We start from the raw sequence: 13,749 nt of genomic DNA, 5'->3' as shown, positions 1-13,749 counted from the left end.
CTCCCTTCCCTCTGTGGGAGAAGGGACGAGCAGATCACTCCGCCGGCCGATCCGCCGGATAGGGCGTGCCGATCAGGATCGCCATGCCCGCTCCGAGGAACAGCACGATCGCCGCCATGCCGAGCCGCGCCGAGCCGCTGGCCAGGGTGATCGTGGCCACCATGAAAGGTGCGGCAAAACTGGTTGCTCGGCCGGCCAGCGCATAGATGCCGAAATAGCGGCCCGATTCGGCCGCGGAGACGCTGCGCGCCATGTAGGAGCGCGACGATGCCTGCACCGGCCCGAAAGCAAGCCCGATCAGCAGGCCGTAGAAAATGTAGGCTTTTTCCGCCGCCGTGCCGAACAATCCGCCGCCGTCCAGTCCGGGCATCACCCAGGCGCCGAACAGCGTATAGCCCGGGCCGGTCGAGACGATGCCGAGCGTGGCGATGCTCAGCATGACCAGCGAAATCATCACTATGGACTTGGAACCCAGCGCCGTGTCGAGGCGTGCGGCAACCAGGCATCCGACTATGGCGACGACGTTGAGGATGATGCCGAACAGGCCGATCTCGGTAATCGACCAATGGAACATTGCCGCCGCAAACGTTCCGCCCAACGCCAGCAGCGCGTTGACGCCGTCCTGATAGATCATGCGGGCGACGAGAAAGCGAAAAATGCCGCTGCGCTTGCGCACTTCGGCCAGCGTCGACTTCAGTTCCGACAGTCCCTCGCGCACCGCCGGCCCGATTGGAATGCCTTTGATTGCATCCGGCGTGAAGAAGAACATCGGCAGGATGAACAGGAAATACCAGGCCGCCGACAACGGTCCGGTGGCGCGCGCGTCCTCGCCGAGCCTGGGATCGAGGCCGAAGATCGGGTCCAGCCCAACAACGGTCTTGCCGGTTTCAGGCGAGCCGGCCATGACGGTAACGACAAAGATCAGTGCGATCATGCCGCCGAGATAGCCGAGCCCCCAGGCCATGTTCGAGATCCTGCCGATGTCGCTCTTCGGCACCAGGCGGGGCATCATCGAATCATTGAACACGGTCGAGAATTCCGCCGCGACCGACGCCAGCGAGAACAACGCCACGACCAGAAAAAGATCAGAGCCGGGCGCGGCGAACCACAGCAGGGTGAGGCAGGTGATCTTGACCGCGGCGAAGAAGGCTATCCACGGCTTTCGCGGTCCGGTCTGGTCGGCAATCGAACCGAGGACCGGCGACAAAACGGCAATGATGAGGCCGGCGGCGGCAATGCCGTAGCCCCAGGCCGCTTGCCCGGTCTCGGGATTGCTGGCCATGCGCGAGACGAAATAAGGACCGAAGATGAAGGTAGTGACGACCGTGAAAAACGGCTGTGCCGCCCAGTCGAACAGCATCCATCCCCAGATGCCGCGTCCCGACGCCCGCTGCACTGCCATCTCAGCCATGTCCCCTCCGCTGGAGCTTGCTCAATGCCGATCGAATCGGAATGACGCTCCGTCTTGTTGTTGAGCACGATCTTGTCCAAAAGCCGATCGTTAGGTTCGGCATCATGCTCCGGCGCTCCCCAAAGCAGCGCGCCGTTCGCTCTATCGCGCAGTTCTTCCCGGCAATCCCGCGCGATATGGAAGACGTCTCACAGCCCCGTCAGATCGCTCATCAGGCCGGACGCCACCGACAGCCGCGACACGGTGATGTCGCCGCCCTCGGTCAGCGCCTGCAGCCGCTCGCGGATGCGTCCGACCCGTTCGCCGCCGGCCTCCAGCCATGCCGTCACCGGATCCGCCGCCTCGGCATGGCTGGTGAGTGCCGCCACGGCGATGCCGCGCCTGGCCGCGCCGATCGTGTCGGTGGCACGGGAAAGCGCCAGTTGATCGTAATAATCCGAGGGGGTGATCGAGCGCGCCGCATCTTCGACGCGCGGGATGCGGAAGACATCGCTGACCGCGAAAAACGCCTTGGCAGCAGCGACGATGCCAGCATTCGCCGTCCGCGCCGTCAGGGCAATGTCGGGGATGAGTTCCGCCACATCGGTCAACGCCAGTTGTTCGGCAAGGCTCCCCGGCGCGCCGCCCTTCGACAGATTGTGCCGCCGCTCTTCGATCCGCTCGCGCGAGAAGGCCGGCAGCAGCGAAACCAGCTTCGACTCCAGCGCCTTGCGCGCGTCCTGCAACTCGGCGATCCGCTGCCCGAGCGGCGCGGTGCCGGCATCGTTCTTCAGGTACCAGCCGCTCGTCACATAGATCAGCCGGCTGACCGCCTGATAAAGGTCGAGCTGGATCTGCCCGTCGATTTGGTTGTCGAGCGCGTCGATCTGGCGATAGAGCGCCGGCAGCGCAAATCCATCCCGAACCACGGCGAAGGTGCGCACGACATCGGCGGCACTGCGGCCGGTTGTTTCCTGCAGCCTGTTGACGAAGGACGGACCGCCGCGATTGACCAGATCATTGGCGACGACACGGGCGATGATCTCGCGGCGCAGCCGATGGCCGTGGATTTCTCCCGCATATCTCTTTGCCATGCGATCGGGGAAATAGCCCATGAGATCACGGTCGAAATGCGGATCGTCGGGCACGTCGCTGGCGACGATATCGGAAAACAGCGCGATCTTGGCATAGGCAAGCAGCACGCCGAGCTCGGCCCGGGTCAGCGGCTCGCCGCGCGTCTCGCGCTCGACAAGGGCCGCCGGCGACGGCAGCGCCTCGACGGCACGGTCGAGCAGTCCGCGCGCCTCCAGCGCCGCCATGAAGCGGCTCTGATGGGCGATGTCGGCGAGGCCCCGCTTGCGGGCAAGCGACAGCGCCAGCGTCTGCTGGTAATTGTTGGACAGCACCAGGGCGCTGACCTCATTGGTCATCTCGGCCAGCAATTTGTTGCGCGCCGGCCGGGTCAACGATCCCTTGCGCATCGCGGAAGCCAGCGCGATCTTGATGTTGACCTCGACGTCGGAACAGTTCACGCCGCCCGAATTGTCGATCGCGTCTGAGTTGCAGCGGCCGCCATTCAATCCGAATTCGATGCGCGCCCGCTGCGTGACGCCGAGATTGGCGCCCTCGCCGATCACCTTGGCGCGCAGGTCGAGCGCGGTGATGCGGATCGCGTCATTGGCACGGTCGCCGACATCCTGGTTGGTCTCGCCCGATGCTCTGACATAGGTGCCGATGCCGCCGAACCACAAAAGGTCTGCCGGCGCCTTGAGGATGGCACTCATGATCTCGACCGGCGTGGCCGTTGTCTTGCCGAGGCCGATCGCTGCAGCCGCGGCGGCCGGCAAGGTGATCGACTTCTGGCTGCGCGAGACGATGATGCCACCTTCGGACAGCTTCGTCTTGTCGTAATCCTGCCAGCTTGAGCGGGCGAGAGCGAACATACGCCGGCGCTCGGCCATCGAAGCCGCCATGTCGGGATCGGGATCGATGAAGATGTCGCGATGATCGAAGGCGGCGATCAGTCGGGTCTGCTCCGACAGCAGCATGCCGTTGCCGAACACGTCGCCTGACATGTCGCCAACGCCGACGACGGTGAACGGAGTGGTTTGGATGTCGCGGTTCATCTCGCGAAAATGCCGCTTGACCGCTTCCCAGGCGCCCTTGGCGGTGATGCCCATCTTCTTGTGGTCGTAACCGGCCGAACCGCCGCTGGCGAAAGCGTCGTCGAGCCAGAAGCCGTGCTTTTCACTGATGGCGTTGGCGATGTCCGAGAAGGTCGCCGTGCCCTTGTCCGCGGCGACGACGAAATAGGGATCGTCCTGGTCGCGCCGCACCACGCCCGCCGGCGGGATGACGCCGTCCAGGCCGATATTGTCGGTGATCGACAACAGGCTGGAAACGTAATTCTTGTAGGCGGCTGTGCCGGCCTCGAAAATGGCGTCGCGCCCGGCGCTCATCGGCAGCTTTTTCGGGTAGAAACCGCCCTTGGCGCCAACCGGCACGATCACCGCATTCTTGACCTGCTGTGCCTTGACCAGGCCGAGCACTTCGGTGCGATAGTCCTGGGCACGGTCCGACCAGCGCAGGCCGCCGCGCGCGACTGGGCCGAAGCGCAGATGCACACCCTCGACCTCAGAGCCATAGACGAAGATCTCCCGCCATGGCCGCGGCGCCGGCAGCCCGTCCACCGATTGCGAATCGAGCTTGATCGCCAGCGATTGGCCTTTCTCTTTCGTATCGGCAACGAAATGATTGGTGCGCAGCGAGGCCTCGATCAGGTTCAGATAACGGCGGATGATGGTGTCGTCATCAATGTTGGGAACGTCTTCCAGCGCATCCGTGATCTTGGCCTTCAAATGTTTGGCCTGGACGACACCTTCCGTTTCCGCCGTCGGGCCGAGGCGGGCGACGAACAGCGCATGCAGGCCGCGGGCGATCTCGGGATAGCGATTGAGCGCGGCGGCGATGAAATCCTGGCTCTGCGGGATACCGGCCTGCTGCAGATAGCGGCCATAGGCGCGCAGGACGGTGATCTCGCCTGACCACAGGCCGGCGGTCTGGGCAAGGCCGTTATAGCCGTCATTGTCGACATCGCCGCGCCAGACGGAAAGGAACGCATCCTCGAACAGCGCGCCGCCATTGCCGAGGTCGATCGGCCTGCCGTAGCTGTTCTCGAGTTCCATGTCGTGGATGAAGACCATGCCGGATTGATTGTCGCCGACCTCGAAAGTGCGCTCGCTGATGACGCGGAAACCAATGTTTTCCAGCACCGGCACGCGCCGCGACAGCGCCACCGGGCTGCCGTGGTGATAGATCTTCAGCGCAGCCTGATGCGGCTTCTGGACGGCGTGACGGTAATAGTCGATGGCGATCGGATTTGACGCATCGAGCTTGGCGATGCGCCCGGCGTCGGCCAGCGCCACGGCCGGCGGAAAACTGTCGCGATAGCTTTCCGAAAAACGCGAGGCGATGGCCGTGAGTCTCGCATCGGCGCCGGTCTCTGTCGCGGTCTCGCGCAGTGCATCGTCCCAGGTCCGTACGATGTCGCGGATCGCCGCCTCGATCGTCGCCTGCTCGACCTTCGGCGTCTTGCCGCCGGAGCGGCCGATGATGAAATGGACACGCGCCAGCCCGCCTTCCGGGAACGCCGGATAATAGGCCGACAGCCGGCCTTCGAAGACGGTCTTCAGATACGTGCCGATCTTCTCACGCACGACGCTGTCGTAGCGGTCGCGCGGCACGAAGACGAGCACGGAGACGAAGCGGTCGAACTGGTCGACACGCACCAATGCCCTGACGCGCGGCCGCTCGATCAAGCCCAGGATGGCTTCGGCATGCTTGCGCAGGATCGGCACCGGAACCTGGAACAGCTCGTCGCGCGGATAGCTCTCCAGCACGTTGATCAATGCCTTGCCGGAATGGTCGCTTGGATTGAAGCCGGATTTGGCGATGACGGTTTCCGCCTTCGAGCGCAGATAGGGGATTTTCATCACCGAGCGCGTATAGGCAGTCGACGTGAACAGGCCGACGATGCGGAGCTCGCCCGAAAGCACGCCTTTGCCGGTGTAGGTCTTGACGCCGATGTAGTCGAGGTAGATGCGCCGGTGCACCGATGACTTGGCGTTGGCCTTGGTGACAATCAGCGGTTCCGGCCCATGCAGGAAAGCGCGGATTTCCGGCGTCGTGCTTACCGCTTCGGTGCCGCGCCTGAGCACCAGCACGTCGGGATCGGAAAGGATGCCGAGGCCGGGCTTTTCGGCCCGCTCGAGCATGCCGCTCGTCTCGCCGCCGGTGTAGTTGAATTCGCGCATGCCGAGAAAGGTGAAATTGTCGTCGCGCAGCCATTCGAGGAAGGCGATCGCCTCGGTGACATGGGCCTTGTCGAGCGGCACTGGCGAGTAGCGGAATTCCGAGATCGCCTGGTCGAGGCGGGCGAGCATCGGCTTCCAGTCGGTGACGGCGGCGCGCACTTGGCCGAGCAGCTTGGTCAGGCGTGCGGCCAGACCTTCAGCCTGCTCGGCCGAAAGGCGGCCGATATGGACATGGATGACGCTCAGCCGGTCATGGCTGTGGTCGCCCTTGGCATAACCCCCGTCGCCGAGGATTTCCTCGACGCCGTTTTTGCCGTGCCTGACGACTATGACCGGGTGGGTAACCAGCAGCGGCTCGCCCGCGCTCTCGGTGATTTCGCCGAGGACGGAATCAAACAGGAACGGCATGTTGTCGTTGACGACGGTGATCACCGTCATCGGCCGGCCCTGGCGGACGACACCGGAATCGACGTCTATAGCAACGACGCAGTCGTCCTTCTTGTGCCTGGCCACTGCGCGGCCGGCGAGTTCGGCAGCGCGTTCGAGATCGATGACGTCGTAGGCGGCGACATCTTCGGCCGGAGCTCGGGCCAGCAGGTAGTCGGCAAGCCTGCCGGGCTTTTCGCCACCCGCGGCTTCACCCCTCGTCAGGCCGGCTTTTTTCAACCGGCTCGCTGACTTTACACTGGCCATGAGTCCCTCCCGTCGCATGTTTTTGCGGCTATGCTAACAGATGACGGGTATTTGGCGACAAAGGTTTGACGGCTTGCGACGAAATGTCGGAATTCACCGGCAGCCTGGCGAAAAACGAGGAGAAATCCGCCATGACGGACAAAATCACCGCGCTTGACCTGGCACCGGCGGAGCTGAGCGACGCGACCAAGGCCTATTTCGCCAAATGCCGGGAGAAACTCGGCCTCGTTCCCAATGTGCTACTCGCCTATGCCTTCGACGAGAAGAAGCTGCGCGCTTTCACCGACATGTACAATGATTTGATGCTGGGTGAATCCGGCCTGTCGAAACTCGAGCGCGAGATGATCGCGGTCGCCGTCTCTTCGGTCAACCATTGCTACTATTGCCTGGCCGCGCATGGCGCGGCGGTGCGCCAGCTTTCCGGCGACCCCGCCTTCGGCGAGATGATGGTGATGAATTTTCGCGCCGCCAAGCTGTCGGACAGGCAAGGCGCCATGCTCGAATTCGCGGTGAAGCTGACCGAGCAACCGGCAAAGATCGTCGAAGCGGACCGGGCGGCGCTGCGGCAAGTCGGCTTTTCCGACCGCGACATATGGGATGTCGCCTCGACCGCGGCATTCTTCAACATGTCGAACCGGCTGGCATCGGCAATCGATATGCGGCCGAACGATGAATACCACGCGATGGCGCGATAGGGCACCGCTGTTGCGAGCCAACCGCACATTATATTAGCTACTTCGCATTCTCGTTGCTTGTTTGCCGGTTTGGTCAGATGATCGGCATGCGGCATGACCGCATGCCGGTTCGATGCCGCCGATCAGAGGAGGAGAACATGGCGAAATTTCTCTACGTCTATCATGGCTCAGGCAAGATGCCGACCGAGGAGGCCGAACGGAAGGCAGCGATGGATGCCTGGACCGGCTGGTACGGCAAGCTCGGCTCAGCGGTGGTCGACGGTGGCAATCCAGTCGGCATGTCGAAGACCGTGCTGCCTGGCGGCAAGGTCGAGAACAACGGCGGCAGCAATCCGACCGCTGGTTACACCATCATCGAAGCAAAAGACATCGACGATGCCGTCGGCAAGGCCAAGGATTGTCCTATCTTGACCGACCCAGCCTTTAGTATCGAGATCGCGCCGATCATCGAAATGGGTTGACGCGCCGGCTCAGGACCGCGCCGCGATCGCCGCCGCAGCGCCGGCCATGGTGCCGGCGCTGATGCGGTTGGCGATCTTCATCGCCCGCTTGCTTCTCAAGAGCTTGCGCGCCTGCGATGCGGCGAGCACCCAGGTCAAATCGATGGCGACCAGGACCACTGCCATGGTCGCCGTCAGCTCGACCCAGCCGACCACGCTGACCGAACCGAGGTCGATGATGGTCGGCAGCAGCGCCAGATAGAACATCATGATCTTGGGGTTGCCGAGCGTCACAGCCATGCCGGCAAAGAACAGCTTGGCAGGAGAATCTTCGCGCGGCAGCGAACCTTCCTTCGCCTCGACCGGTGCCGTCCACATCTTCCAGGCAAGCCAGCCGAGATAGCTGACGCCGGCCCACTTCACGACGACAAAGGCATAATGGAACGTCTGCGCCACCACGGCGAGGCCAAACACCGCCAGAGACAGCCAGATCGCTTCGCCGATCCACATCGCAAGCAGGAACGGAAACACGTCGCGGAAGCCCTTTGCGATGACCCGCGCCACAAGAGCGGCAATCGACGGGCCGGGCGAGCCGGCGGCAACAAGCAGGGCGCCGGCAAAAATCAGCAGCGACGTGAAATGCATGACGGGGTCTCGTTTGAAGTGTTTGGGGTGTTCAACATAACCCAACTGTTCCGGCGACGGTAGCGTCTACCGAAAGAAGGCTTGTCCGCCAGGCACCTCACGGCTAGAGATGTCGTTCCGAAATCCTTTCCGAGCTTCACTTTGCCTACGTAACCGCCGGTCTCGTCAACTCCCCCAACACAGAGCAGGGCGTCGCAGTCGCGGTGCCTGTTTTCACATGACCTGTTCTTCAGGGTGGCGGTTCGAGACCGGTTTGGCACTGCTGAACCGCTGTCGCGCATAACCACCCGCGACACCTGATTTCCAACTGCCGCAGTCTCTCGCCACGCCGTGCCCGCAAGGGGTTCTCGATATCGCCGATCTGACGAACTTCCCGACGGGAAGGGCTTTTCGGCATGCCTTCGATACTGCTCATCCGCTGGGCGATCGCGCCCAAAACCGCACCTCGACCTCACCTCAACTGCAATCGCTGCGGCGGCCTGAAAGCCTATCGCTGCAGCGGCAAATTCCGCGTCAATGCCAATGGCAAGCGCATTGACGCCTGGTTGATCTACCGCTGCATCGACTGCGACAATTCCTGGAATTTCGGCATTCTGGAGCGCTGCAGCCGCCGGGATATCGAACCGGCAATATTGCAGGCGCTCGAAAGCAACGATCCGGTCCTGGCGCGGCGCCATGCCTTCGATGTTGCCGCATTGCGAAGCAGTATCGGGCGCGTTGAGGAGTTCGCCGAAGCCGCCGTTCAAAAGGAGGTGCTCGGCGACAGGCTGGGAAACACCACCGCTCTCGAACTCCAGCTCTGGCTCGAAACGCCGACATCGCTGCGGCTCGACCGGTTGCTCGCCAGCGAACTCGGTGTCTCGCGATCGCGGCTTCAGGTTTGGGAAGAGAAACGATTGCTGGTCATTAGTCCGGACGGAGCCAAAGCCTTGCGCAGGCCGGCGCGGACGGGAACGGCGATCCGCATCCACCTGTCTGGCGAACCAGACCGGGACGACATCATTTCGGCTGCCGGCGGATGAGGCGACGGCAAGGGCATCCGCGATCGGAGACAGTTGCGGCCAGGGGTCAATCGCCCTCTTTGGAGGCCGAGCCGATCAAACCCTTGGCTGCATCGAGATCGCTGTCGGCGACTTGCACATGGATCAAGCCGAGCCTGCCCGTGTCGAGAAGATAATTCGCGAGAGCATAAATTCCATACGCGTCGAGCATCGACACGCAAACTTCGGCCTCGCGTCGATTGTCGTATATGACAGCCGTGACGAGTTTACCGCTCACTGCGCGGTATTACCCTTTATGCCGCGCCGACCACTTTCGCCGACTTCTCAAAACGCTTGCGCTCGTTCGGGTCGAGATAGAGCTTGCGCAGGCGGATGGTCTTCGGCGTCACCTCGACCAGCTCGTCGTCCTGGATCCAGGCCAGCGCGCGTTCCAGCGTCATGCGGATCGGCGGCGTCAGCTTCATCGCCTCGTCCTTGCCGGCGGCGCGGATGTTGGTCAGCTTCTTGCCCTTGAGCACGTTGACCTCGAGATCGTTGTCCCTGGAATGGATGCCGATGATCATGCCCTGATAGACCTTGACGCCGGGATCGATGACCATCGGGCCGCGGTCTTCCAGGTTCCACATGGCATAGGCCACCGATTCACCCTGTTCGTTGGAGATCAGCACGCCGTTGGTGCGACCCGGCAGCTCACCCTTATAAGGCTCGTAGGCATGGAACAGCCTGTTCATCACGGCGGTGCCGCGCGTGTCGGTCAACAGTTCCGACTGGTAGCCGATCAGGCCGCGCGTCGGCGCGTGGAAGACGATTCGCTGGCGATTGCCGCCCGAAGGGCGCAACTCGACCATCTCGGCCTTGCGCTCCGACATCTTCTGCACGACGACGCCGGCATGCTCCTCGTCGACGTCGATGACGACTTCCTCGACCGGCTCCAGCAATTCGCCGTTATCGCCCTTCTGCATGACGACGCGCGGCCGCGACACGGCGATCTCAAAACCTTCGCGGCGCATCGTCTCGATCAGCACGGCCAGCTGCAATTCGCCGCGGCCGGAAACGAAGAACGAATCCTTGTCAGGTGATTCCTCGATCTTCAGCGCGACATTGCCTTCGGCCTCGCGCAACAGGCGGTCGCGGATGACGCGGCTGGTCACCTTGTCGCCTTCGGTACCGGCCAGCGGCGAATCGTTGACGAGGAAAGACATCGTCACCGTCGGCGGATCGATCGGCTGCGCGTGCAGCGGCTCGGTCACCGACAGGTCGCAGAAGGTGTCTGCGACAGTGCCTTTCGACAGGCCGGCGATGGCGACGATGTCGCCCGCCTGCGCTTCCTCGATGGGCTGGCGCTCGAGCCCGCGGAAGGCGAGGATCTTCGAAATGCGGCCGGTTTCGACCTGGGTGCCGTCATGGTGCAGCACCTTGACCGCCTGGTTGGATTTCAGCGTGCCGGATTCGATACGGCCGGTGATGATGCGGCCGAGGAACGGATTGGCTTCCAGGATGGTGCCGATCATGCGGAACGGGCCGGGATGAACGGTCGGCGCCGGCACGTGCTTGATGACGAGGTCGAACAGCGGCGCCAGAGCCTGGTCCTTCGGGCCTTCGGGGTTTTCCGAGACCCAGCCGTCGCGGCCTGAACCGTAAAGGATAGGGAAGTCGAGCTGCTCGTCGGTGGCGTCAAGTGCTGCGAAAAGGTCGAACACCTCGTTGACCACTTCGACATGGCGGGCATCCGGCCGGTCGATCTTGTTGATGACGACGATCGGCTTCAGTCCAACCTTGAGCGCCTTGCCGACGACGAATTTGGTCTGCGGCATCGGGCCCTCGGCGGCGTCGACCAGCACGATGGCCGAATCCACCATCGACAGGATGCGCTCGACCTCGCCGCCGAAATCGGCGTGGCCGGGCGTGTCGACGATGTTGATGCGGGTATCCTTCCAGTCGACCGAGGTCGCCTTGGCCAGGATGGTGATGCCGCGTTCCTTTTCAAGATCGTTTGAATCCATGGCGCGCTCGGCGACGCGCTGGTTGTCGCGGAACGAGCCGGACTGTTTCAGGAGTTGGTCGACGAGGGTGGTTTTTCCATGGTCGACGTGCGCGATGATCGCGATATTGCGGATTTTCATGTTTCGGTCTCGGGAGCGTTGCAGGCAGCAGGCCAAAAGGCGCTGCCTCTTTCGGTTGGGCGGCTCATACAGGGTTTTTCGCATTTGCGAAAGAGGAGGCGAGCCACCAAATAAAGTCACCAAATCTTAAATATCTTGGTGTGAAGTGGAATTATTAACCAAGGCGGAACCTTTCGTGGTCCGGACAGTTCGAATTTCATGATCGAGACAGGCATCAAACTCCGGCCGATTTTGGCATGTACCGCGCTCGCCGTCCTCCTCGCGGCAAGCGCGGCGCAATCGGCCGCGCCGTCCAAGGAGACGCGGTCTGCTCTGCCGTCCGACAAGCGCTCGGCAGAGCAGCTTTTTGCCGATGCTCCGGACGGCGTCGACCCGGTGGTGACCGGACCGGTCAGCACCGCCTTCAAGCAAAGGCAAAAAAACGCCGGATGCGACAGCGCCGTCTGGCCCAAGATTCCCGTCGTCTGCTATCCCGATTGATGCACATCCACCTTCGGGGTGGTCCTAAAAGGCAATCTCACGCCGACCGCACCGGATCGAGCGTGACCTTATAGAGTTCGCTGTCGTCGCGATCCATCAGCCGCACCGTCAACTGCTCGGTGGCTCCATCGATGTCGACGAGCCCGAAGAACTGCAGGCCGGCCGACGGCGGCAGGTTCTGACCCTGTTCGGCGGTCGGTGCCTTGATGAACCTCAGCTCCGGGCCGAAAGTCATGTCGAAAGCATTCGGTCCGAATGTGCCGGCGTGGATCGGACCCGAAACGAATTCCCAGAACGGATTGAAGTCCTGGAACTGCGCCTTGTCCGGATTGTAATAATGCGCGGCTGTGTAATGCACGTCCGCGGTTAGCCAGACGGTATTGCTGATCCCCGCGTTCTTTATATAGCGAAGGAGGTCGGCAATTTCCAGCTCGCGCCCCTTGGCCGGGCCATTGTCGCCATTGCTGATTGCCTCAGCCCCGACCTTCTTGGTGCCGTCGTTCCAGACGACGAGGCCGAGCGGCATGTCGGCGGCGATGATTTTCCAGGTTGCATTGGAATTCGCCAGCTCGCGCTTCAGCCATTTCGTCTGTTGTTCGCCGAGGATGCGCGATTGCGGCGTCATCGTCTCCTGCATATTCGGACCGTTGGGGCCGCGATAGGAACGCATGTCGAGGAAGAACACGTCGAGCAGCGGCCCATAGGCGATTTTGCGGTAGACACGGCCGGGCTCCGACGGCTCGTAGCGGATCGTCGTCATTTCGTGGAAGGCGCGCGCCGCGCGTGCCGCCAGTACATGGATGGATTTTTCGGTGTAGCGGTCGTCGGCGCTCAGATCCTTCGAATCCGACCAGTTGTTCACCACCTCGTGGTCGTCCCACTGGTAGAACGTCGGGCAGATGGCGTTCAGCGCCAGCACGTTCCTGTCCATCAAATTGTATTTCCACTGACCCCGGTATTCATCCAGCGTCTCGGCAACCTTGCGTTTTTCGTCGATCAGCACGGTGTTCTTCCACTTGCCGCCGCCGGGCAGGTCGACCTCGTCCTTCATCGCGCCATCGGCATAGATCGTATCGCCCGAATGCAGGAAGAAGTCCGGCGTGTGCTTGGCGATCGTGGCGTAGGTCTTCATGCCGGTGTCGTCGATGCCCCAGCCCTGGCCGGCGGTGTCGCCCGACCAAGCGAAACGAATGTCGCGCTTCGAGGCAGGTGCCGTGCGGAAGCGGCCGATGATCGGCTCGGAAACGGCGTTGATATCGGAAAGATCGGCCGCGACCATGCGGTAGAAGATGTCCTGGTCGGAGGCGAGATCGGTAAGCAGCCGCTTCACCGTATAGTCGCTGGCCGGCGAGCTATCGAGCGGCGCCAGGCGGACGGCATTGGCGAAGCTCTCCGTCGGCGACACTTCGAACATGACGCGCGACGGCCGGTCCGTGCGCGCCCAGACCATGCCGCTGGTCGCGTCGACGTCGCCGGATTGGATACCGTGGGTAAAGGCCGGGCGCTGATTGGCGCGCGAGTAATAGGGAAGCGCGAGGCCCGACGCGCCGACCAGGCCAACGGCGCTGGCCGACGTGACGAAAGCGCGCCGCGTCATCGAAATCTTGTTCATGGCTGTCTCCTGGATGGCGTTGAACGTCGCCGCCAAGCTCCAGCTTCAATGTTTCAGGCACATTTCGAAACGATGAAGGTTTTCTGACATCAACAGGATGGCGAATCTCCCTCCTTGAGGGGGAGATGTCGCCGGGGGCGACAGAGGGGGTCGTCTCGCATGGAGCACCGACCTCTTGCGCCTGCGATAAGGGGCCGAGCCCGGTCGGACCGACCCCCTCTGGCCGCTTCGCGGCCATCTCCCCCTCAAGGGGGTGTTTGGACCGGGGACATCGCGAACAGCTGTGCGAGGACATCGCGAACAGTTTGCCATCCTATCGTTGGCTTGCATTGAGGTCGATGGTCTGGATTTTCTGGT

General features: G+C 62.6%; 10 protein-coding genes. 4 read left to right on the top strand and 6 right to left on the bottom strand.

Going from position 1 to position 13,749, the window contains the following annotated elements; all coding sequences use genetic code 11:
- Nucleotides 1-34 precede the first annotated feature (34 nt).
- Together NKJ84_RS00050 and NKJ84_RS00045 are read right to left on the bottom strand one after the other, a co-directional pair.
- On the bottom strand, nucleotides 35-1,411 hold the full coding sequence (locus NKJ84_RS00050; protein WP_352504865.1) for an MFS transporter: 1,377 nt from the start codon (nucleotides 1,409-1,411) through the stop codon (nucleotides 35-37).
- 188 nt (nucleotides 1,412-1,599) lie between these two features.
- Nucleotides 1,600-6,396, bottom strand: coding sequence for an NAD-glutamate dehydrogenase (locus NKJ84_RS00045; RefSeq protein ID WP_352504864.1), 4,797 nt, complete (start codon nucleotides 6,394-6,396; stop codon nucleotides 1,600-1,602).
- A 131-nt stretch (nucleotides 6,397-6,527) separates the two neighbouring features.
- On the opposite strand from NKJ84_RS00045, the gene NKJ84_RS00040 reads away from it, so the two are divergent.
- Both NKJ84_RS00040 and NKJ84_RS00035 read left to right on the top strand, forming a co-directional pair.
- Complete coding sequence (locus NKJ84_RS00040; RefSeq protein WP_352504863.1) at nucleotides 6,528-7,091, top strand: peroxidase-related enzyme; 564 nt, start codon at nucleotides 6,528-6,530, stop codon at nucleotides 7,089-7,091.
- Nucleotides 7,092-7,228: 137 nt separating this feature from the next.
- Nucleotides 7,229-7,552, top strand: a complete 324-nt coding sequence (locus NKJ84_RS00035) for a YciI family protein (protein WP_254817740.1) — start codon at nucleotides 7,229-7,231, stop codon at nucleotides 7,550-7,552.
- 9 nt (nucleotides 7,553-7,561) lie between these two features.
- Here NKJ84_RS00035 and NKJ84_RS00030 read toward each other — a convergent pair whose 3' ends face one another.
- The gene (locus NKJ84_RS00030) at nucleotides 7,562-8,176 is read right to left on the bottom strand and encodes a LysE family translocator (RefSeq protein ID WP_352504862.1); all 615 of its coding nucleotides are present in this window, start codon (nucleotides 8,174-8,176) and stop codon (nucleotides 7,562-7,564) included.
- Nucleotides 8,177-8,571: 395 nt separating this feature from the next.
- Between NKJ84_RS00030 and NKJ84_RS00025 the strand changes: the two genes are divergently transcribed.
- Nucleotides 8,572-9,198, top strand: a complete 627-nt coding sequence (locus NKJ84_RS00025) for a DUF1062 domain-containing protein (RefSeq protein WP_352504861.1) — start codon at nucleotides 8,572-8,574, stop codon at nucleotides 9,196-9,198.
- A 46-nt stretch (nucleotides 9,199-9,244) separates the two neighbouring features.
- On the opposite strand, the gene NKJ84_RS00020 is transcribed toward NKJ84_RS00025, so the two are convergent.
- Nucleotides 9,245-9,454 (bottom strand): hypothetical protein, encoded by a 210-nt coding sequence (locus tag NKJ84_RS00020; protein ID WP_352504860.1) that lies wholly within the window; start codon nucleotides 9,452-9,454, stop codon nucleotides 9,245-9,247.
- A 16-nt stretch (nucleotides 9,455-9,470) separates the two neighbouring features.
- A complete protein-coding gene (gene typA, locus NKJ84_RS00015) occupies nucleotides 9,471-11,300 on the bottom strand; it encodes a translational GTPase TypA (RefSeq protein WP_352504859.1) in 1,830 nt (609 codons plus the stop codon).
- 198 nt (nucleotides 11,301-11,498) lie between these two features.
- On the opposite strand from typA, the gene NKJ84_RS00010 reads away from it, so the two are divergent.
- Nucleotides 11,499-11,780, top strand: coding sequence for a hypothetical protein (locus NKJ84_RS00010; RefSeq protein ID WP_352479551.1), 282 nt, complete (start codon nucleotides 11,499-11,501; stop codon nucleotides 11,778-11,780).
- Nucleotides 11,781-11,817: 37 nt separating this feature from the next.
- Here the strand turns inward: NKJ84_RS00010 and NKJ84_RS00005 are convergent, their stop codons facing one another.
- Nucleotides 11,818-13,392, bottom strand: a complete 1,575-nt coding sequence (locus tag NKJ84_RS00005; protein ID WP_352504858.1) for an alkaline phosphatase D family protein — start codon at nucleotides 13,390-13,392, stop codon at nucleotides 11,818-11,820.
- Between the last annotated feature and the right edge of the window lie 357 nt (nucleotides 13,393-13,749).

This window comes from Mesorhizobium sp. M0048 (assembly GCF_040323405.1).
In the GTDB taxonomy this organism is placed as follows: domain Bacteria; phylum Pseudomonadota; class Alphaproteobacteria; order Rhizobiales; family Rhizobiaceae; genus Mesorhizobium.
Note: the sequence above shows the minus strand (reverse complement) of the source record. Positions and strands in the feature narration are given on the sequence as shown.

Bases quoted from the DNA above. Each gene is read 5' to 3' on its own strand.
- NKJ84_RS00005 (WP_352504858.1), bottom strand. From the start codon at position 13,392: ATGAACAAGATTTCGATGACGCGGCGCGCTTTCGTCACGTCGGCCAGC.
- typA (WP_352504859.1), bottom strand. From the start codon at position 11,300: ATGAAAATCCGCAATATCGCGATCATCGCGCACGTCGACCATGGAAAA.
- NKJ84_RS00025 (WP_352504861.1), top strand. From the start codon at position 8,572: ATGCCTTCGATACTGCTCATCCGCTGGGCGATCGCGCCCAAAACCGCA.
- NKJ84_RS00045 (WP_352504864.1), bottom strand. From the start codon at position 6,396: ATGGCCAGTGTAAAGTCAGCGAGCCGGTTGAAAAAAGCCGGCCTGACG.
- NKJ84_RS00050 (WP_352504865.1), bottom strand. From the start codon at position 1,411: ATGGCTGAGATGGCAGTGCAGCGGGCGTCGGGACGCGGCATCTGGGGA.
- NKJ84_RS00040 (WP_352504863.1), top strand. From the start codon at position 6,528: ATGACGGACAAAATCACCGCGCTTGACCTGGCACCGGCGGAGCTGAGC.
- NKJ84_RS00030 (WP_352504862.1), bottom strand. From the start codon at position 8,176: ATGCATTTCACGTCGCTGCTGATTTTTGCCGGCGCCCTGCTTGTTGCC.
- NKJ84_RS00010 (WP_352479551.1), top strand. From the start codon at position 11,499: ATGATCGAGACAGGCATCAAACTCCGGCCGATTTTGGCATGTACCGCG.
- NKJ84_RS00035 (WP_254817740.1), top strand. From the start codon at position 7,229: ATGGCGAAATTTCTCTACGTCTATCATGGCTCAGGCAAGATGCCGACC.